A 19839-nucleotide genomic window follows, 5' to 3' on the forward strand; every position below is an offset into this window, starting at 1 on the left:
CTAAGAGCGAGGAACGACTGCACCGGGCGGCCGGCTCCGCGGAGCTGGCCGCCCGGTGCAATTAAATTAGAAGTCCATTCCGCCCATGCCGCCCATGCCGCCGCCGGGGGCGCCGTGCGCGTGGCCAGAGTCTTTCTTCGGCACGTCGGCGATCATCGCTTCCGTCGTGATCAGAAGACCGGCGACCGAAGCGGCATCCTGCAGCGCGCAACGCACGACCTTCGTCGGGTCGATGACGCCCTGGGCGTAGAGATCGCCGTACTCGTGCGACTGAGCATTGTAGCCGTACGCGTACTTCGAGTTCTCGAGGATCTTGCCGACGATGACCGAGCCATCCTCACCGGCGTTCGTAGCGATCTGACGGGCCGGAGCCTGCAGCGCCTTGCGCACGATGTTGATGCCGACCTTCTGATCGTCGTTCTCGGGCTTCAATGCATCGAGGGCCTTGACGGCACGAAGCAGAGCAACGCCACCACCGGGGACGATGCCTTCTTCAACGGCTGCGCGTGTTGCGTGCAGCGCGTCGTCGACGCGATCCTTGCGCTCTTTGACTTCGACTTCGGTTGCGCCGCCGACCTTGATGACAGCAACGCCGCCAGCGAGCTTCGCCAGACGCTCCTGAAGCTTCTCGCGGTCGTAGTCCGAGGTCGTTTCCTCGATCTGCGCCTTGATCTGCTTCACGCGTGCTTCGATGTCGGCTTTCTTGCCCGAACCGTCGACGATCGTGGTGTTCTCCTTGTCGATCGTCACCTTCTTGGCGCGGCCGAGCATTTCGAGCGTCACGGTCTCAAGCTTGATGCCGAGGTCTTCCGAGATCACCGTGCCACCCGTCAGGACAGCGATGTCCTCGAGCATGGCCTTGCGGCGATCGCCGAAGCCCGGAGCCTTGACGGCAGCAACCTTGAGGCCGCCGCGCAGCTTGTTGACGACGAGCGTTGCGAGGGCTTCGCCTTCGACGTCTTCAGCGATGATGAGGAGGGGCTTGCCCGACTGGACAACGGCTTCGAGAACCGGAAGCATCGCCTGCAGACCCGAAAGCTTCTTCTCATGGATGAGAATGTAGGGGCTCTCAAGCTCTGCGATCATCTTGTCGGCGTTGGTGATGAAGTACGGCGAGAGATAGCCGCGATCGAACTGCATGCCTTCGACGACATCGAGTTCGAAATCGAGGGTCTTGGATTCTTCGACCGTGATCACGCCTTCCGAGCCGACCTTATCCATCGCTTCGGCGATCTTTTTGCCGACAACTTCGTCGCCGTTCGCCGAGATCGTGCCGACCTGAGCGATCTGATCCTTCGTGACCTTCTTCGAGTTGGTCTTGAGGTCATCGACGATGGCCTGAACGGCAAGATCGACGCCGCGCTTCAGATCCATCGGATTGGAACCGGCCGCAACCGACTTCGCGCCTTCACGAACGATGGCCTGAGCAAGAACCGTTGCCGTGGTCGTGCCGTCGCCCGCAAGATCGGCCGTCTTCGACGCGACCTCTTTGAGCATCTGCGCGCCCATGTTCTCGAACCGGTCTTCGAGTTCGATTTCCTTCGCGACCGTCACGCCGTCCTTCGTGATGCGCGGTGCACCGAACGACTTCTCGATGACGACGTTGCGGCCCTTCGGACCGAGGGTCACCTTCACCGCATTGGCGAGGATGTCGACGCCGCGGAGCATACGCTCGCGTGCGTCCTGAGCAAACTTGACGTCTTTAGCTGCCATCTAAGCAACTCCTGAATTTAGCTGAATGCTTCGGAGGGGGAATAGAATTAAGCGGCGGCCTTCTTCTTGGCAGTCACTTCGAGAATGCCGAGGATGTCGCTCTCCTTCATGATCAGGAGATCCTCGCCATCGATCTTCACTTCGCTGCCCGACCACTTGCCGAACAGAACGCGGTCGCCGACCTTGACGTCGAGAGCGTTGACCTTGCCGGCCTCGTCACGAGCGCCCGGACCAACGGCCACGATCTCGCCCTGCTGGGGCTTTTCCTTAACGGTGTCGGGGATGATGATCCCGCCCGCGGTCTTTGCTTCTTCCTCAATACGTTTCACGACCACGCGGTCGTGGAGAGGACGGAACGCCATGGGTTTAACCTCATGATTTGGCTTGATGATTCTAATATCTCTGCAGTGATGAGGAGTTGTGGCGGATAAATTCCACCGCCTGCCACCCTCATGACTGCGCGCTGGTTATATGGAATTGCCTGCTAGCACTGTCAAGAAGTGAGTGCTAAATTCGGGAACGAGATTGCGGCGGAGGGTTAGCGCCCGCTTTGCGCCTCCGGCTTGGCACGCGTGCAATGCCGTTCGGACGCGGCATCAGCGCCGTATCTAAAGATCGTCAATGAAATAAAGAGAGCCGCCGCGCACCGACATTCACGCACCCGGCGGCCCGGTTATTTTGAAACTGGCATCGGATCGCGATCTTTTCGCGAGACCGGCGAATGCCGGCGCGATGTCCGATCAGATTTCGAAATCGGCGAGCTTGGCGCCCTTCCGCAGGCGTTCGACAACCCAGTTGGGTTTGCGTCCACGGCCCGTCCAGGTGTCGAGCTTGTTTTCCGGGTTGGCGTATTTTGCAACGCCTACTGACTTGTTTTTTCCAGGCCCGCGACCGCGAGCTCCGCCAAACAATTCCGCTACGGAAAAACCGTGGGTTTCTGCGAGATCGGCGACCCTCTTCTTTATTTCCGTGCGCTCGCGATCGCGCGCCAGCGCAAGAGCTTTTTTTACTTTCCCATCAAGATCAATAAGCTCCTTAAGTGAAAGCTTGTCGACATTGACGGCGGCCATTTTCTTTACCTTTCGCATCACAGACTAAAACCTCTGGTAAATCCACCGCCAATGGTGGAGCCTGAAAAGAGGCGCAGAAAACTCATAACGTGCGGCGATGTCAATATAGATTATATTTACTTCATGGAGTTTCATAAATTACCGGAAATTGATACCTCGTCCAATTTAAACATCAAAATGTGCATTACTCAGTTCAAAACAACGATACTTTAGGCGGACATTATTCAGCTCTTCAACCTGATTTAAATTTGTTGAATAAAATCGCGGCTGATTGGCGCTGTCCGAAGACGCGCCAGATAACCGGGCCTAATCCGCGTTTTCATCGTTTGTTTCACTGCAACCGCCGTAGAACTAAATGCCTAGAAATTCGGAAACTTCCGTATCCACGATCCAATGAGCATTGGATTGGTAGAAATTTTCAATGTTGGGCCATACGCATCCAAATCTATGGACGAGCAAATTCATGGAACTGATACGCTGCCGACCGCGTTATCATGCGCTTGTGTTGACTGCCTTCAAAAGCTACTTTCCCCGCGTCGCGCTACCCTTAACCCAATGGATGAGTGGCCTTTCATGACACTGAAACTCCCCGATCTTCCGTATGCTTACGACGCGCTGGCGCCGTTCATGTCCGCCGAAACGCTCGAATTTCATCACGATAAGCATCATCTCGCCTACGTTGATAACGGCAACAAACTACTGGCCGGCTCGAAGTACGAAGGCCAGTCGCTCGAAGACATTTGCAAGAACGCCTATGCCGACAAAAACGCCGGCATCATCAACAACGTCGGCCAACACTGGAATCATCTGCACTTCTGGCAGTGGATGAAAAAGGGTGGTGGCGGCAAGAAGCTTCCCGGCAAGCTTGAAAAGCTCGTCGACGTCTACGGCGGCTTCGACAAGGTTCGCGGTGATTTCATCGAAGCCGGAAAAGGGCAGTTCGGATCGGGCTGGGCTTGGCTCGTCATTAAGGACGGCAAACTCGAAGTTCAGAAAACTCCGAATGGCGAAAATCCGCTCATGCACGGCGGGAAGCCGATCCTCGGCGTCGACGTCTGGGAACACAGCTATTACATCGATTATCGCAATGCGCGCCCGAAGTATCTCGAGGCGTGGTTCGACAATCTCGTGAATTGGGAACACGTCGAGGCATTGGCGGGCTAATCACGCGCTTATGTAGCTCGAATTATTTCCGGGGCGTCGCTATGGTATAAGGCCCGAAAGGCCTGCCACACGGCGCCCCGATGTCATTCAAGCCCTTCTCCCTTTCGAGTGTCGCGACGTTCCGGGATTTGCCTCCCGGCGTTTTGCGTTCGCTCGAGGAGAGGCTGCAGCCTCTCCCCATACGGCGCGGAGAGTGCGTCGTTCGGCAGGGAGAGGCCGCCGACGCGCTCCACGTTGTTGTATCCGGCCGCTTCGCTGTCGAGATCGACGGCCATGACGAACCGGTCGCGGAAATCACCCATGGATCGCCGATCGGCGAGATCGCGTTTTTCACCGGCGGCAAGCGAACAGCAACGGTGCGCGCAATCCGCGACGGCGTTGTCGTGCGGCTGTCGCGCGAGGACTTCAATTCGATATCCGAAGCTTCGCCCGCGATCTGGGTGGCGATCACCGCGACGCTCGCAGAACGGCTGGCTGTCCAAACGCGGCTGCACGCAGATCTTCGCCGCGACATCGGGATTGCATCGGCCCGCGCGCGGCCTAGAACGCTCACCGTCATAGGTGCCGGAGACGGGCATATCCCGCCTGAATTCCTGAGCGATTTTGTGAAAATCGCAGCAAGCCATTCGGGAACGGTCGTTGCATCGCGCGATACGCTGCGAGAGGTTCTTGGCCGAGATCCAGGCGACGACGACGATCTGACTGCGGCGCTTAACGCGCTCGAAACGCGCTATTCGACGGTCGTATTCATCGCCGATCGCGAACTGACCGCGTGGAGCGAGAAATGCATTCGCCAATCCGACGAGTTGCTCCTTGTCGCGGCTTCGCCCGATGATCCCATCGGTCGCGCTGTTCCGCTCGGCGCAACGGAAGAATTTGCACTGTCGCTGCATCGGCCTCAGTCACGGCGGCTCGCGATCGTTCATCGCCGCAAAGGCGTCGTGCAAGGCACGCGGCACTGGCTCTCTGGCCGCGAACCCGCGATGCATCACCACGTTGCGCTCGGCGACAGCGAAGACGTCGCGCGCCTCTGGCGTTTCGTCGTTGGTGAAGCCTTGGGATTCGTCGCGTGCGGCGGAGGCGCCTATTGCGCGGCACACGTCGGAATCTACCAGGCGTTTCGCGAAGCCGGCATCGGTTTCGATCTCGTCGGCGGAACGTCGGGCGGCGCGGCGATGGCGGCGGCGTTTGCGCAGAATGTCGATCCCCTCGAGATCGACGCGGGCGTGCACCGCATGTTCATCGAAGGCCGGGCGATGGCGCGTTATACCGTGCCGCGCTACAGCCTGCTCGATCATGCGCATTTCGATCATCTGCTAGAAAAGGAATACGGAAGTATCCGCATCGAGGATTTGTGGAAGCCGTATTTCGCGGTCTCGGCCGATCTTTCGGCTTACGAAGCGGAAGTTCATCGCAGCGGCAGTCTCTGGCGCGCCATTCGTGCGAGCGCCGCGATCCCCGGTCTGCTGCCGCCGTACTATACCGAGGACGGGCGGATGCTCGTCGACGGGTCCGTGATCGCCAACGTGCCGATCGATACAATGCATCGCCTGAAGCGCGGACCGAATATCGTCGTGAGTTTCGACACGGGCGACCGGCAGCACTATCCGGTCGATTACGCGTCACTGCCGAAACGCCGTGAGCTGATCTGGCAAACTCTCAATCCCTTGGCCGCTCGCAAGACGCCGCACGTGCCATCGGCTGCGACCGTGCTCGTCCGAAGCCTGATGGCCAATCGCGGACATTTCGAGCGACACCTGACCGCGGAAGACTGGCTTCTCGTGCCCCCAACACCGCCCGGAATGGGCGCTCTCGACTGGAAACGGCATTCCGAGCTGATGAACTCGGCGTACGCGTACACCCGATCCGCCATGGAAACGCGGGGTTGGCCGCTGTTTTCCCCCTCGGGACGATAAAGGCCGTCCTGCAACAGTCGTCCGAACGTCACAGGACGGCAATGTCGGCGGGGTCTGAGCATTCCCGCGTTGCCCCGGCCTTGAGGGTGCCTTAAAACATTTGCGATATTAGAGGGATTTTCTACGTCGGGGGTATTCAGTGTACGGGGCTAGGCTCTGTGTCGGCGTGCTATTGGCGTCCGCGTTCTGCCTCGCAGGCTGCGCGGCGACGATTCCGCGCAACGGCATCAGCGACGCCAAGCTCGCGCTCGAAGCCGAAATCCCGAACATGCACGGCGTCCGTTTCTGGGCCGATGAAGTCCCCAAAAATCCGATTGCGGAAATCAAGCGCCGCACGGCGCACATGCCGCCGATCGCGCGCAGCGCCAAACGCATTGACGGACGTCCGGTCATCGAAACGCTCGCGCTTTCCGGCGGCGGCTCAGACGGCGCGTTCGGCGCGGGCGTTCTCGCGGGGTGGACCCAGCGCGGCGACCGCCCAGAATTCGAAATCGTCACGGGCGTCAGCGCCGGCGCCATCATCGCTCCGTTCGCCTTCCTCGGGCCGTCCGAGGACGAGAAGCTGCAAGTGATCTGGACGCAGTACAAGCAGAACGAAGTCATCACCACGCAACTTCTACCGGCGCTGTTCGGCGGTCCGGCGCTCGCTGATACGACTCCGCTCCAGGAGCTGATCGCGAATTACGTCGACCGGGAATTTCTCGACAGGATCGCCGCGCAGTACAGGCGCGGCCGCATCCTGATGGTGCTGACGACGAACCTCGATGCGCAGCGGCCCGTCGTGTGGAACATGGGCGAAATCGCGCTCAGCAAATCGCCGCGCGCAATCGAACTTTTCCGCAGCGTGATCCTGGCGTCGGCTGCCATTCCGGCGGCGTTCCCACCCGTCAAGATCGAGGTCGAGGCGGACGGCAAGATGTACGACGAACTGCACGTCGACGGCGGTACGACGCGCGAGGTTTTCGTGCTCCCCGCTGAAGCGCCTCTGCAGGCCTTCGACGCGCTTTATCCTGTGCCGCCAATCCGCAAGTTCTTCATCATCAAGAACGGCAAGGCGTCGCCCGAGCAGGAGGTCGTTAAGCCGACGACCCTGCAAATCGCGTCACGCGCGATCTCGACGCTCATCAAGAGCCAGAACCAGGGCGAGCTTTATCATATCTACCGGATCGCGCTCGATGCCGGGGCGGATTTCAATTTCATGTCTGTCCCTGCGTCATTCGATTTCAAGACGACGCAGATCTACGATCCGAAATACCAAGCGGCACTTTATGCGGAAGGCATCAAGGAAGGCCGCAAAAACGTCTGGCTGAAAACGCCACCGGGACAGGCGCCGGTTGATGTCAGGTCTCAGTCAATTGCGCCTGCGAGGCCACGCGTTCCCGGCGCAACGCCGAGCGCGGCGACACCCTCCGTGAAGCCCGCGGCAAACGCGGCGACTGCAAAGAGGGTGGCTTCTAGTTCCGGCTGGCAAAGCTCAGTACAGTCAGCACCGTAAGAACAGCGACGCTCAGAACCATCGCGGCTGCCACCAATGCAGGAGCATGCGGACGGTGTCCGGAGCGAAGAGATACGCAAGCCCAGCCACGGCCACGATCAGCAGCAGTATGATGACCAGCGCAAGGCCGACCGGCGTGCGATAGCTCAGGCCCGTGCCGGGAATGCCGAGCGTCACCATCGGGCCGTTCTTGCCGACGTTCACCGTCGCGCCATGACCGCCGATGCTGGAGCTGACGCCGGTCTTGCTGAGATTGACGCGCACGCCAGGCAGAATGCTGAATGTCTTGCGGAAGCGGAAATAGCCCATGTGCTGCTCTCCTCGTCGCCGGAACCGGCGCTTCAATTCTCGGCCCACGCCGCGGCGGCCCAAAATCCGCGAATCTCAGAAAAACTAATGAGTCCAACCGTTACTTTCAACAGAGTTGGCAGGTCATTTCTTGAAACCGAAGATATTAGGGAATTTCGATAGCTTCTCTTTGATCTGGCCGCCAAACGTATTGCGGGACTGAAGCCGCTCGTAAGCCGATTCGCGGTCGAGAGTTTGGCGATACTTGCTGAAATTGGCTTTATCCGCTTCCACGAGGGACACGCGCTCTTCGGGCGTCAGCGGACCGACGCGCGACATCGGCGGGCGGATCAGGGTCCGCTCGACCATCGACGGCTCGCCCTTACCGTGAAGCAGAGAGACGAGAGCCTCGCCGACCTTAAGTTCCTGGATGGCGCGTTCGGTGTCGATGGCGGGGTTCGGGCGGAAGGTCTGCGCCGCGGCGCGGATCGCCTTCTGCTCCCTCGGCGTGAAGGCGCGAAGCGCGTGCTGGATGCGGTTGCCGAGTTGGGCCGAAACACGATCCGGCACGTCGGAGGGGCTCTGCGTCACGTAGTAAACGCCGACGCCTTTCGAACGGATGAGGCGCGTGACGCGCTCGATCTGTTCGAGCACGGCCTTCGGCGCCTCGTTGAAGAGCAGGTGCGCCTCGTCGAACAGGAACACGAGCTTCGGCTTGTCGAGATCGCCAACCTCGGGCAACTTTTCGAACAGTTCAGTCAGCAGCCAGAGCAGGAACGTCGAATAGAGACGCGGCGTGTCCATCAGTTTCTCGGCGGCAAGAACGTTGACGTAGCCACGCCCATCGGACGTCGTCTTGATGAAATCCATGATGTCGAGCGCCGGCTCGCCGAAAAATTTGTCGGCGGCCTGCTCTTCGAGCACCAGAAGGCGGCGCTGGATGACGCCGACGGTCGATGTCGCGACGTGGCCGTATTTGCTTCTGAGCTCCGAGGCGCGCTTGCCCATCTCATCGATGACGGAGCGCAGATCCTTGAGATTGAGGATCGTCATGTTCCTGTCGCCGGCTTCGCGCTCGTCGGCGGCCCAGCGGAAGGCGATGTTCAAGACGCCTTCCTGCGGCTCGGTCAGCTCCATCAGGCGTGAGAGGAGTAGCGGTCCCATCTCCTGCACCGTGGCGCGCACGGGATGGCCATCGACACCGAAGATGTCCCAGAACACCGTGGGGAACGCTGCGTTGCCGTAGTTGCTGATGCCGATTTCCGCGGCGCGCGCGACGAGCTTCGGGGCCTGAGTGCCCTTCATCGCGATGCCGGAAAGATCGCCCTTGATGTCGGCAGCGAAGACCGGCACGCCGGCGGCGGAAAAGCCCTCAGCCAGGACCTGCAGCGTTACCGTCTTGCCGGTGCCGGTGGCGCCTGTCACGAGGCCGTGGCGGTTGGCGAGCGACAGCTCAAGGGTTTCGGCCGCCGGCTCGTGGCCTGACTTGCTGACACCGATGAGGACGGCCCCATCCTGCACGTAGTCGCGGGGATCGGCGATGGCCGATTGAGACCCCGGTGTGCCGGACTTTCCAGTCATGTGCGACCCTCGCAATCCCTAAACGGCGCCGACTCGCGCGGGCCAGCAGGCTCCAGATGCCACGGCATCCGGATCGAGGCAAACGCGATAGGAGGTGGAGACGGAGCGCGCGCGGCAATTGGGCCACGCCGGTGGCCAAAATTCGGGCTCGCGCGGAGCCCTCGACCGGGTATACCGGGGCAAATATTTTGATCCCAGTCCATTGCGCTCCAGGAGCCCGATCGAATGAGCCGCTCGCCCTCCGAGACGAACGAAACGCACCTCGCGGAGGGATTTCCCGCCGCCAAGCTCGAGCAATGGCGCGCCCTCGTCGACAAGGCCCTGAAAGGCGCGGATTTCGAAAAGCGGCTGGTCCGGCGGACGGCCGACAGCTTGAAGATCAATCCGCTCTATACGCGCGCCGATGCCCGGCCAGACGCGGCGGCGGCGCTGCCGGGGCAAGCGCCGTTCACGCGTGGCACCAAGCCCGTCGGTGGCAGCTGGGACATCCGCACCTTCCATATCGAAAGCGATCCTAAAGCCGCGAACGCGGCGATCCTCGAAGATCTCGAAGGCGGCGTCACGTCGATCGGCTTGCAGGTAGGCATTGGTCATGGGCTTCCGGCGACGAAAGACGCGCTTGCGGTCGCTCTCGACGGCGTGCTGCTCGATGTCTGTCCGATCGTGCTCGTCGCGGGCGATCATGTCTTCGATGCGGCGCTGGCGCTGACCGGGGTCTGGGATGCGCGCGGCGTCAAGGCTTCCGAACGGCAGGGTTCGTTCGGCGCCGATCCAATCGGCACGCTGGCGATGACCGGGCGATTGTCCGAGACGCTCGACACGGCGCTCGCACGCGCCGTCGCGTTGATGAAGATCACGGCGGCGAGCCCACGCGTGCAAGCGATGACGGCCGACGGCGTCGTCGCCCATGTCGCGGGCGCGAGCGAGGCGCAGGAACTGGCCTTCATGCTCTCGACGCTCGTCGCCTATCTTCGCGCGGCCGAGAAAGGCGGACTGACGCCCGCCGAAGCGCTGCCGAAGATCAACGTTTCGCTCGCCGCCGACATCGATGAATTTTCGACCATCGCGAAACTTCGCGCCGCGCGCCGTCTCATCTGGCGCGTCGCCGACGCCTGCGGGGCGGGCGACGCGGCCGCGAGCGTGAAGATCAACTGCCCGACGTCCTATCGCATGATGGCGAAGCGCGATCCGTGGACCAACATTCTGCGCACGACGATCGCGTGCACCGGCGCGGCGCTCGGCGGCGCAGATGCGATCGTCGTGCTACCGTTCACTTTCGCCCTCGGCAAGCCGGACGCATTCTCTCGCCGCGTCGCGCGCAACATCCAGATCGTCTGCCAGGAGGAAAGCCATCTCGGCCGCGTCACCGATCCGGCTGGCGGCTCGTGGTACGTCGAGAATCTGACCGAGGACATGGCGAAAAAGGCCTGGGAGATTTTCCAGGACATCGAAGGGCGTGGCGGCATGGCGGCAGCGCTCACCTCGGGATACATCCAGGACATGATCGCAAAGACCGCGGAAGCGCGCGCGAAGGACATCGCGACGTTGCGCCAGGAGTTGACGGGCGTCAGCGCCTTTCCGCTGCTCGGCGATGACGGCGTCCATGCCGAGCCGTGGCCTACGGCTGCCGCGCCGTCCGCAAAGTCGGTCGTCGAGGTCAAGGCGCTGAAGCCGCACCGGCTCGGCGAAGCCTTCGAAGCTTTACGCGACGCCGCCGACGCACAGGGCGGCTTCAAAGTCTTCGCCGCGAGCATGGGTGAAATCGCCGATCACAACGTCCGCACGACGTGGATCAAGAATTACCTTGCGGCGGGCGGCATCGCGACCCTGATCAGCGACGGCTATAAAACGCCCGAGGAGGCTGCCGACGCATTCAAGGCTTCCGGCGCGACGGCCGCGTGCATCTGTTCGTCCGATGCCGTCAACGCGGCGCTCTCACAGCCGACTGCAGACGCATTGAAGAAAGCCGGTGCGAAGCTCGTTCTGATGGCCGGGCCCCCTGGAGATGCGGAAGCCGCTCTCAAAGCCGCAGGCGTCGATCAGTTCCTGTTTGCCGGAGCCGACGCCGTGGCGACGCTCAAGGGGCTGCAAGACCGTTTGCGATAATACATCGCGTTCGCTTTCTCGAATGTCCAACATGCGGTGACGTGACGATGGAGGACGGAACTCCAAACGATACGCCGAAGGCTGGCGCTCGGCGATTTGCGCGCACCCGGCGTCGATTGCGGCTCGGTATGCGTCGCTATCGTTATGTCAGCCTGTCGCGCCGCGTGTGGATGCGCCGCGCCGTATTCATCGCGGGGGCCTTGCTCGTCGGCTTGACGGCCGTCGGATTTGCGCAGATCGCGAACGGCGCCCAGGACGTCTACAGTTACATCCTGAAAAACCATCCTGTGCTTCCACTCGTTATCACTCCGGCTGGCTTTGCAGCTTTGGCTTTTGCGACCATGCGCTGGTTTCCAGCGGCGGCTGGCAGCGGCATTCCACAGGTGATCGCCGCCCGCAAGAGTTCGGACCAGGCGCACCGGCGCGCGCTTCTCGGCTGGCAGACGACGATTGCGAAAATCGTCATGACGGCGCTAGCGCTTGTCATCGGCGCGTCCGTTGGACGTGAAGGGCCGACGGTTCAGGTTGGAGCGTCGGTGATGTTTGCCGTGGCAACGGCTGCGGGTCTCGGGCGTCAGAACGGGTTTGTCCTCGCGGGTTCTGCGGCGGGAATTGCAGCGGCCTTCAACGCCCCTATCGCCGGCATTCTGTTCGCGATCGAGGAATTGGCAAAAGCTTTTGCCGGACGGATCAACGATATCGTCATCGGTTCCGTCGTGATCGCGGGCGCCGTGAGCTGGCTGATCCTCGGCAACTACGATTACTTCGGCCAAATTCCCGCTGATGTCGTACAGGCTCGGGATTGGGCCGTTGTGCCGATTTGTGCACTCTTCGGTGGCGTCCTGGGAGGGTTGTTCAGCATATCTCTGATCACGCTCTCCCGCAAACCGTTCGGCATTCTAGCGCTCATCAAACGTCGGCCGATCGTGTTTGCCGCGCTTTGCGGTTTGCTCGTTGCAATCTTAAGCATCGCGACCGCAGGATACGCGTCCGGTAACGGCTATGCCGAAACGCGCGCATCGCTCGTCGATGGCCAGACCATGCCGTGGTGGTATGGGCTCGCCAAGCTGGCTTCGACGCTGCTGTCTTCAGCAAGCGGCATTCCGGGCGGGCTGTTCTCGCCGTCTCTGGCTGTCGGCGCCGGCCTTGGGTCGATGATTACGCCGATCTTCACATTCGCCGATCCGCGCGCGTTCATGTTGCTAATGACGGTTGGATATTTTGCGGGCGTCGTCCAATCCCCGCTCACCGCAGTCGTCATCGTTATGGAAATGACGAGCGACCGGAACATGGTCATTCCGTTGATGGCGACGGCACTTTTTGCAGCCAGCATCTCTCGGCTCATCAGCAGCGAGCCGCTCTACCACGCGCTGGCACGCGGATATTATGCTTCCGTATTTCGCATCCACGGAACGCCCGACGTTTCGGCGGGATCGCCGTCAGCGCGTTAGACGGTGATCCGGGGTGAAGCCTCCAAAGCCGACAAGCCGATCAAGACCTGCACTTATGCCGGTCGATCGCTGCGACGTACCAGCGGACGCGACGCGATCCTGATGCTGACGCGCGCCGCCGCGCTTTGCGACCCGCGAACGCGAAGGACTTGCGCGCCGCGTCGTAGGCTCCGCATTACGCACCACCGATCGCGGAATTTCAGCGCTCTGTGTTTCCGTCCGAATGGCAACGCGCGCGACTTTCGCCGGATCGATCAGACCGGGCGATGGAATCAGTTCCGCCACTTTCACGAGCCTCTTCGGATCGGATGATGCATCAAGGATATCGGGGTCTTCCGGGTCGGGCGAAGCGGCGACGTGCATGCCGTGGGACGGCACTGCGAATTTTGCGCTCAAAGCTTCAGCCGCCGAGCGGGTCGCGGACGACAATGCACTCTCGCCGCCGAAATTTTCTCCGCGCGACGCGAGCAGAAACTGATCGTAATTCAGCACCGGCACATAGTCGGGAAGCCTGATTGCCGCGTACATCGCCGAACCAGGCAGCACGGGCTGAGCTTGCGACGTGTACTTCTGTTCCGCATGGATCGGAAACGTCACGGACGCGAGCCCAACGAAAACGAGCGCGACAGCATTCAGTCTCAAAACACATCCCCCAACGCAATACAAAGCAGACTTCAGTGCCTTGCGCGAACCCCATCACGCGCGATCATCGACGACTGAAACTTGGCAGGAGGCTCGATTGCGGCTCCCGCTCCCCGAAGTGAAAATCACGACTCAACAAGGCAGGAGAAAGGCTTGGTTTTTCTCGCTTTGATGACAATCGCGCAGCTCGATTTTTGTTCGCGACGGTTGCCGCAAAAAAAGGGCCAGCTCCCCGGGGGTGGAAGAGCTGGCCAAGGCAAGGGGGAGGGAAACGATGCGTGGAAGGACTATTCGCGACCGGAGGCGGCAAGAACCGTCATGACGGCAAGGAGCGGAGCAGACGCGAGAATGGATACGGTGGACAGCGCGTATTCGTTGCCGTCGATCAGCGGCGCGAGGAGAGACTGCGCGTCGGGAAGCGTCGCGATGGCGACCGTGGCTACGGTCGCGACTGCGGCTGTGGCGGACGCCGCGATGAAACATGACATGATGAACTCTCCTCTATTGGCCGTCGTCTTGAGGAGAGAATGCTGGACGCGACGCGATTTCGCTGTTCCGGGGGTGACAGTATTGATGGCGCTGGCGACTCCGCTGCGCGGAGCCGGCCGCCAGCGCGGCCTTGTTGAGGCAGCGGAGTAAAATCTCAGGGAATTGGCGCTGGCGACTTCGCGGCGCGGAGCCAGCCGCCAGCGCGAGTGTTTTGATTGGCGCTGGCGACTCCTCTACGAGGAGCCGGCCGCCAGCGCGGCTTTATTTCCGGAGCTTTTCGATTTTGGCGGCCATGTCGGGAATGACGGTCATCCGGTAGGTGTCATTCTCGCATTGCAGAATCCAAACGGCTTCGTTCGGCCTCGAAGCCTTGACTTCGCGCGCGGCGCTTTTTGGCGTGCTGCAGGCAAATCCTTGGTCGCGAATTTGCGACGCAAGGAGATCCGGCGTCGGTTCGTCGCCCGGCAAACACATAGCCGCTCCGCCGAATGCGGCGAGCGCAAAGGTGAAAATTGCGAGGTACACTGCTTTCATCATGTCAGTCGCGCTCCCGAGCCGCGCCTCGAACACTCCCAACCTACCGCAATCGCGTGAGAGACGTCCTGCTGCTCGGCTATCGAGGTAAATATTCCGTATCCTGATCATCGCGCGGGCGCATCGGCTGCGGCCGGTTGATGGCGGCGACAAGCGTGTAGGAAATCAGCATGAGCAAGAACCACGATCCGAGCTTGCCGACGCCGACGATTTGCCAGCCGTGCTTCTGGTGCGGATAGGCCCACGCCGCAGTGAACGTGCCGATGTTCTCGGCGAACCAGATGAACAGCGCGACAAGCACGAGCCCCACCAACAGCGGCATGTGGCGGTGCGTCTTCCATATCCGGTAGTAAATCGTGCAAGGTCCGATCAGGATCAAAGCGGCCGCGAACAGGACTGGACGCACGTCCCAAATGTAATGGTGCGCGAAGAAATTTATGTAGATCGCGGCGCTCAACAGACCGAGCGCCCAGACCGGCGGATGGCGCGTAAAGCGGAAATCGAACAGCCGCCAGCAGCGCGCGATGTAGGAGCCGATCGCGGCGTACATGAAGCCGGTAAACAGCGGAACGCCGCCGATGCGCAGCAGGCTCGGCTCCGGATAGACCCACGACCCGACGGAAGTCTTGAAGATCTCCATGATCGTGCCGACGACGTGAAAAATCAGAATGACCTTGGCTTCCTCGATCGTCTCCAGGCGAAAGGCCAGCATCAGAACTTGAATGACCACCGCCGCGATGACGAGGAAATCGTAGCGCGCGAGGGCGGCGCCCTTGGGATAGAAAAGGAACGTCGCGATGAGCAGCGCCAGCATCAGCGCGCCGAACAGGCAGGCCCAGGCTTGCTTAACGCCGAAGCGGACGAACTCGTAGGCGAAGTGCGCGGCCGGTCCGTGCGCCTCGGCGCGCTCGCCCAGGTTCGCTTCCCAGGTGATGAAGCGCGCCAGCGGCGCCCAGAGGCGTGCGGCGCTCGCGGCCGCGCCGCGCTGGCGGGTCCCATTCGCGACCTTGCGTTGCATATCTGACCCCGGGGGAATTCTGCTACGATCGCCCCATCATGCGGGCGTTTGTGGCGGGCTCGGGCCGATCGCTGAAAAGGCGCGCGTTTTCGGCCAGATCGGGCGCTCCTCATACGAATTCGATGTCGCACGGCGATTGTCGTTGCCGCCGCGTTCCATTACCGTTGCCGCGACGTATCATTTTCACCGGATTTATCGCGCCTGATGACTACTATTCCGAATTTCGCAGACGTGCCTTTCGAAACGGCGGCCACCGGCAAAGCTGGCTCAAGTCCGGCCGCACCCGAGGCTCCAGTCTGGGAAACGCCCGAGGGCATTCCGGTCAAGCCGGTTTTCACCAGCGCCGACACGGCGGGGCTCGATTTCGTCGATACGCTGCCGGGCATCGTGCCCTTCCTGCGCGGCCCCTACCCGGCGATGTACGCGCTGCAGCCCTGGACCATCCGCCAGTACGCCGGTTTCTCGACGGCCGAAGATTCGAACGCCTTCTATCGCCGCAATATCGCGGCTGGCCAGAAGGGCCTGTCGATCGCCTTCGATCTCGCAACCCATCGCGGCTACGATTCCGATCATCCACGCGTCAAGGGCGACGTCGGCATGGCGGGCGTCGCGATCGATTCGATCTTCGACATGCGCGTTCTGTTCGATTCCATTCCGCTGCAGGACATGACCGTCTCGATGACGATGAACGGCGCCGTGCTGCCGATCCTCGCGCTGTTCATCGTGGCGGGCGAGGAACAGGGCGTGCCGCCCGAGAAGCTCGCCGGAACCATTCAGAACGACATTCTGAAAGAGTTCATGGTGCGCAACACCTACATCTATCCGCCCGCGCCCTCGATGCGGATCGTCTCGGACATCTTCGCCTATACCAGCGCGAAGATGCCGAAATTCAATTCGATTTCGATCTCCGGCTATCACATGCAGGAAGCTGGCGCGACGGCCGACCTCGAACTCGGCTATACGATCGCGGACGGCATCGAGTATGCGCGCGCGGGTGTCGCCGGGGGATTGGATATCGATGCGTTCGCGCCGCGCCTGTCGTTCTTCTGGGCGATCGGCATGAACTACTTCATGGAGATCGCCAAGATGCGCGCCGCGCGTCTCCTCTGGGCGAAGCTCATCAAGCAAGAATTCAATCCGAAAAGCGACAAGTCCCTGTCGCTGCGGACGCATTCGCAGACGTCCGGCTGGTCGCTGACGGCGCAGGACATCTTCAACAATGCGACGCGGACCTGCCTCGAAGCCATGGCGGCGACGCAGGGGCATACGCAATCGCTGCACACCAATGGTCTCGACGAAGCGATCGCCTTGCCGACGGATTTTTCGGCGCGCATCGCACGCAACACGCAGCTTCTGCTGCAGCAGGAATCGGGAACGACGCGGACGATCGATCCCTGGGGCGGTAGCCACTATGTCGAGCGTCTGACGTATGATCTCGCGCGAAAAGCGCTGTCGCACATCGAGGAAGTCGAAGAGCAAGGCGGGATGGCGAAGGCCATCGCAGCCGGAATTCCGAAGCTCAGGATCGAGGAAGCGGCCGCACGCACGCAGGCGCGCATCGACTCCGGCCGGCAGACAATCACCGGCGTCAACAAGTTCCAGATCAAGGGCGACAAGGAAATCAATTTCCTCAAGGTCGACAACCACGCCGTGCGCGAAGCCCAGCTCGCCAAGCTTGCGCGCCTTCGTGCGGAGCGCAACGAAGCCGATGTGCAAGCCGCACTCAGTGCGCTGACGGAAGGCGCGAAGGGCAACGCCAACCTGCTAGACCTTGCGGTCAAGGCGGCGCGACAGAAGGCGACGGTCGGGGAAATCTCCTACGCGCTGGAAAAAGTCTTCACGCGGCACAAGGCCGAAATTCGCGCCATCAGCGGCGTCTACAAGAAGGAAGCGGCGATGAATCCGAGCGTCGATCGGGTGAAGACCCTCGTCGAAGCGTTCGACAAGAACGATGGCCGCCGGCCGCGCATCCTGATCGCCAAGCTCGGTCAGGATGGTCATGATCGCGGGCAAAAGGTCATCGCATCGGCGTTTGCGGACTTGGGCTTCGACGTCGATATCGGGCCGCTGTTCGCGACCGCCGACGAAGCCGCGCGGCAGGCGGTCGAAAACGACGTGCACGTTGTCGGCGTTTCGACGATGACGGCGGGTCACCTGACGCTGGTGCCCGAACTCAAGACCGCGCTCGACAAGGAAGGGCGCGGCGACATCATGATCGTCGTCGGCGGCGTCATTCCGCCAGCGGATTATGACGCGCTTTTTGCAGCGGGTGCGAAAGCCGTGTTCGGCCCCGGCACGAACATCCCCGAGGCGGCGGCCGATCTCGTCGAAAAGCTCAACGCGCAGCTCGGCTACGCCGACAAGGCTGCGGCGGAGTAAAAACGCAAATGGCCGGGCGAACCCGGCCATTTTCTTTTCTCTGAAATTCAGTTTGCGCTGAGATCACGAAGCCGGGTTGCGGCTCTGGCGGCCACGGCTGTCGTCGCGCCGGGGCTTCATGAACTTCGGCGCGTCGGTGCTGCTCCAGGCAGGCCGACGGTCACCGCGCTCCGCCTGACGGCCCGAGTTCGGACGATGCTCATCTTTGCGACGCTCCGGTGCGTGCCCGTCTTCGTGGCGGCGACCAGAGTGCGCGTTCTGCGGGCGCGATGCGTCCGTGTGGCGCGCGGGCTGGCCATCACGAGAGCGCTGCCCGGGACCGGAACGAGAACCATTACCGCGATGTTCGCCGCTACCGTTGCGCTCGTGATGCCTGCGGTCGCCCTGATGCGGGCGATCACCGGAACCGCGATGGGGACGATGCTCGTTGCCTCTCGTCTCACGACGCTCGCCGACGCCGAACACGGCCTCGCCGTCCGCCGCGATTGGAGCGGGCTCATGCTGGCGCCGGTTGTCGGCGTGCCGGGGCGACGACGGCGCATTGGCGCGATCGTCGCCGTTGCGGTGCCGCGCGGGGCGTTCTGCGCGCTGGCCGCCTTCGCGTCCGTCGCGGCGGCGGTCGGCATGGTCGTTGTGGCGGTCGCCATCACGGCGCGGCCCGTTCTGGGCGCGGTGATGCTGGCGGCGCTCCGGCATCGGCAGGGATTCGCCGCCGACGTCGGCGATGACTTCGAGCTTTTGCTTCATCATGCGCTCGATAGCCGTGATTTCCTGGCGCTCCGCCGGATCGCACAGCGAGATCGCGATGCCGCTGGTGCCCTTACGAGCGGTACGACCGACGCGATGCACGTAGGTTTCCGGGTCGAGCGGCATATCGAAATTGACGACGTGCGTGATGTTGGAAACGTCGATGCCGCGCGCCGCAATGTCAGTCGCGACGAGAACACGAACGTGGCCCATCATGAAGTCGTTGAGCGCGCGCTGGCGCGCGTTCTGCGCCTTGTTGCCGTGAAACGCCGAAGCACTGATGCCCGCCATTCCAAGGCGATCGGCGACACGGTCCGCGCCGCGCTTCGTCCGCGTAAAGACGATGACGCGCTTGCAGGCTTCATCGGCCAGGATCGTATGAAGCCGGCTTTGCTTTTCGGTGGCGTGGACGATCATGACCTTCTGGTCGATGCGATCGACGACCATCGTCTTCGTCGACAGGTCGACGCGGAAAGGGTCTTTCAGAATGTCGTAAGCGAACTTCTTGATCTCGGTCGGCATCGTCGCCGAGAAAAGCGCCGTGCGCCGGACCGCCGGAATAAGCCCAACGATTTTCTTGATGTCGCGAATGAAGCCCATGTCAAACATGCGGTCGGCTTCGTCGAGCACGAGGATCTGGACGCGAGAAAGATCGCAGGTACGCATGTTGACGTGATCGAGCAAACGACCTGGCGTCGCGACAAGCACGTGCACACCGCGTTTCAGCGCGTTGATCTGCGGCCCCTTGCTGACGCCACCGAGCACGACGGCGCGATTGATCCGCATGTTGCGAGAAAGGCTCGCGACTTCCTGATCGATCTGGATCGCAAGCTCTCGCGTCGGTGCCAAGATGAGCGCCAACACTTGTTTCGAAGCGGGTTCGATGGATTCCGCGGCGATCTTCTGGAGGATGGGAAGAAGGAAGGTTGCGGTCTTACCCGAACCGGTTTCCGCCATGCCGAGAAGATCGCGACCCGCGAGTTGAGGAGGCAGCGCCTGCACCTGGATAGGTGTCGGCGTTACGTACCCACACTGCGTGAGGGCGCGCGAAAGAGGCTCGGCGAAGCCGAATTCCTCAAAAGTCTGAACTGTCAAAGTGAAAATTTCCCAAGGGCTTCGAGGCCCGTGCATCTTGTGCCGGGGCTGCGTCCCATGGCCCACACCGGCGCATTCGGGGCGTGGCCTTATCTTAAAGGATTGATCTGGATGCAGGGTCGAGCGCGGCAGTTTAACCGCTTAGAGTGGC

16 protein-coding genes are annotated in these 19839 nt (G+C 61.6%); 6 read left to right on the plus strand and 10 right to left on the minus strand.

The genetic code is table 11. The features are described from left to right. Positions 1-66: 66 nt before the first annotated feature. The 3 genes from groL to WC026_RS11205 form a co-directional block, all read right to left on the minus strand. Complete coding sequence (gene groL, locus WC026_RS11195; RefSeq protein ID WP_372711034.1) at positions 67-1713, minus strand: chaperonin GroEL; 1647 nt, start codon at positions 1711-1713, stop codon at positions 67-69. 47 nt (positions 1714-1760) lie between these two features. Beyond that, on the minus strand, positions 1761-2075 hold the full coding sequence (groES, locus tag WC026_RS11200) for a co-chaperone GroES (RefSeq protein ID WP_372711035.1): 315 nt from the start codon (positions 2073-2075) through the stop codon (positions 1761-1763). A 378-nt stretch (positions 2076-2453) separates the two neighbouring features. Next, positions 2454-2783: an H-NS family nucleoid-associated regulatory protein gene (locus WC026_RS11205; RefSeq protein WP_372711036.1), complete on the minus strand. Its 330-nt coding sequence runs from the start codon at positions 2781-2783 to the stop codon at positions 2454-2456. A gap of 573 nt (positions 2784-3356) precedes the next feature. Here WC026_RS11205 and WC026_RS11210 point away from each other — a divergent pair. The 3 genes from WC026_RS11210 to WC026_RS11220 all read left to right on the plus strand — a co-directional run bounded on the left by WC026_RS11210 (position 3357) and on the right by WC026_RS11220 (position 7358). After that, on the plus strand, positions 3357-3947 hold the full coding sequence (locus WC026_RS11210; protein ID WP_372711037.1) for a superoxide dismutase: 591 nt from the start codon (positions 3357-3359) through the stop codon (positions 3945-3947). A gap of 80 nt (positions 3948-4027) precedes the next feature. After that, on the plus strand, positions 4028-5863 hold the full coding sequence (locus WC026_RS11215; RefSeq protein ID WP_372711038.1) for a cyclic nucleotide-binding and patatin-like phospholipase domain-containing protein: 1836 nt from the start codon (positions 4028-4030) through the stop codon (positions 5861-5863). Between the two features lie 139 nt (positions 5864-6002). Further along, positions 6003-7358 carry a patatin-like phospholipase family protein gene (locus WC026_RS11220; RefSeq protein ID WP_372711040.1) on the plus strand — a complete coding sequence of 452 codons (1356 nt, stop codon included), beginning with the start codon at positions 6003-6005 and terminating at the stop codon, positions 7356-7358. Between the two features lie 12 nt (positions 7359-7370). On the opposite strand, the gene WC026_RS11225 is transcribed toward WC026_RS11220, so the two are convergent. Beyond that, positions 7371-7667, minus strand: coding sequence for a DUF4236 domain-containing protein (locus tag WC026_RS11225; protein ID WP_372711041.1), 297 nt, complete (start codon positions 7665-7667; stop codon positions 7371-7373). 123 nt (positions 7668-7790) lie between these two features. Further along, on the minus strand, positions 7791-9227 hold the full coding sequence (locus WC026_RS11230; protein WP_372711042.1) for a helicase HerA-like domain-containing protein: 1437 nt from the start codon (positions 9225-9227) through the stop codon (positions 7791-7793). Between the two features lie 225 nt (positions 9228-9452). On the opposite strand from WC026_RS11230, the gene WC026_RS11235 reads away from it, so the two are divergent. Both WC026_RS11235 and WC026_RS11240 read left to right on the plus strand, forming a co-directional pair. After that, the gene (locus tag WC026_RS11235; RefSeq protein WP_372711043.1) at positions 9453-11333 is read left to right on the plus strand and encodes a methylmalonyl-CoA mutase family protein; all 1881 of its coding nucleotides are present in this window, start codon (positions 9453-9455) and stop codon (positions 11331-11333) included. Between the two features lie 128 nt (positions 11334-11461). Then, the gene (locus tag WC026_RS11240) at positions 11462-12784 is read left to right on the plus strand and encodes a chloride channel protein (RefSeq protein ID WP_372711045.1); all 1323 of its coding nucleotides are present in this window, start codon (positions 11462-11464) and stop codon (positions 12782-12784) included. On the opposite strand, the gene WC026_RS11245 is transcribed toward WC026_RS11240, so the two are convergent. From WC026_RS11245 to WC026_RS11260, 4 genes are all read right to left on the minus strand, one after another. Next, a complete protein-coding gene (locus WC026_RS11245; RefSeq protein ID WP_372711046.1) occupies positions 12773-13426 on the minus strand; it encodes a hypothetical protein in 654 nt (217 codons plus the stop codon). The genes WC026_RS11240 and WC026_RS11245 overlap by 12 nt on opposite strands. A gap of 287 nt (positions 13427-13713) precedes the next feature. Further along, positions 13714-13914: a hypothetical protein gene (locus WC026_RS11250; RefSeq protein WP_372711048.1), complete on the minus strand. Its 201-nt coding sequence runs from the start codon at positions 13912-13914 to the stop codon at positions 13714-13716. A gap of 262 nt (positions 13915-14176) precedes the next feature. Beyond that, entirely contained in the window at positions 14177-14452 is a 276-nt protein-coding gene (locus WC026_RS11255) for a hypothetical protein (protein ID WP_372711049.1), read from the minus strand. Between the two features lie 76 nt (positions 14453-14528). After that, positions 14529-15467: a DUF817 domain-containing protein gene (locus WC026_RS11260; RefSeq protein WP_372711050.1), complete on the minus strand. Its 939-nt coding sequence runs from the start codon at positions 15465-15467 to the stop codon at positions 14529-14531. A gap of 204 nt (positions 15468-15671) precedes the next feature. Here WC026_RS11260 and scpA point away from each other — a divergent pair, with 204 nt between their 5' ends. Continuing rightward, positions 15672-17846 (plus strand): methylmalonyl-CoA mutase, encoded by a 2175-nt coding sequence (gene scpA, locus WC026_RS11265; protein WP_372711051.1) that lies wholly within the window; start codon positions 15672-15674, stop codon positions 17844-17846. Positions 17847-17909: 63 nt separating this feature from the next. Here the strand turns inward: scpA and WC026_RS11270 are convergent, their stop codons facing one another. Then, the gene (locus WC026_RS11270) at positions 17910-19688 is read right to left on the minus strand and encodes a DEAD/DEAH box helicase (protein WP_372711052.1); all 1779 of its coding nucleotides are present in this window, start codon (positions 19686-19688) and stop codon (positions 17910-17912) included. Between the last annotated feature and the right edge of the window lie 151 nt (positions 19689-19839).

Origin of the sequence: Hyphomicrobium sp., assembly GCF_041674905.1 — a bacterium.
Classification (GTDB): domain Bacteria; phylum Pseudomonadota; class Alphaproteobacteria; order Rhizobiales; family Hyphomicrobiaceae; genus Hyphomicrobium_B.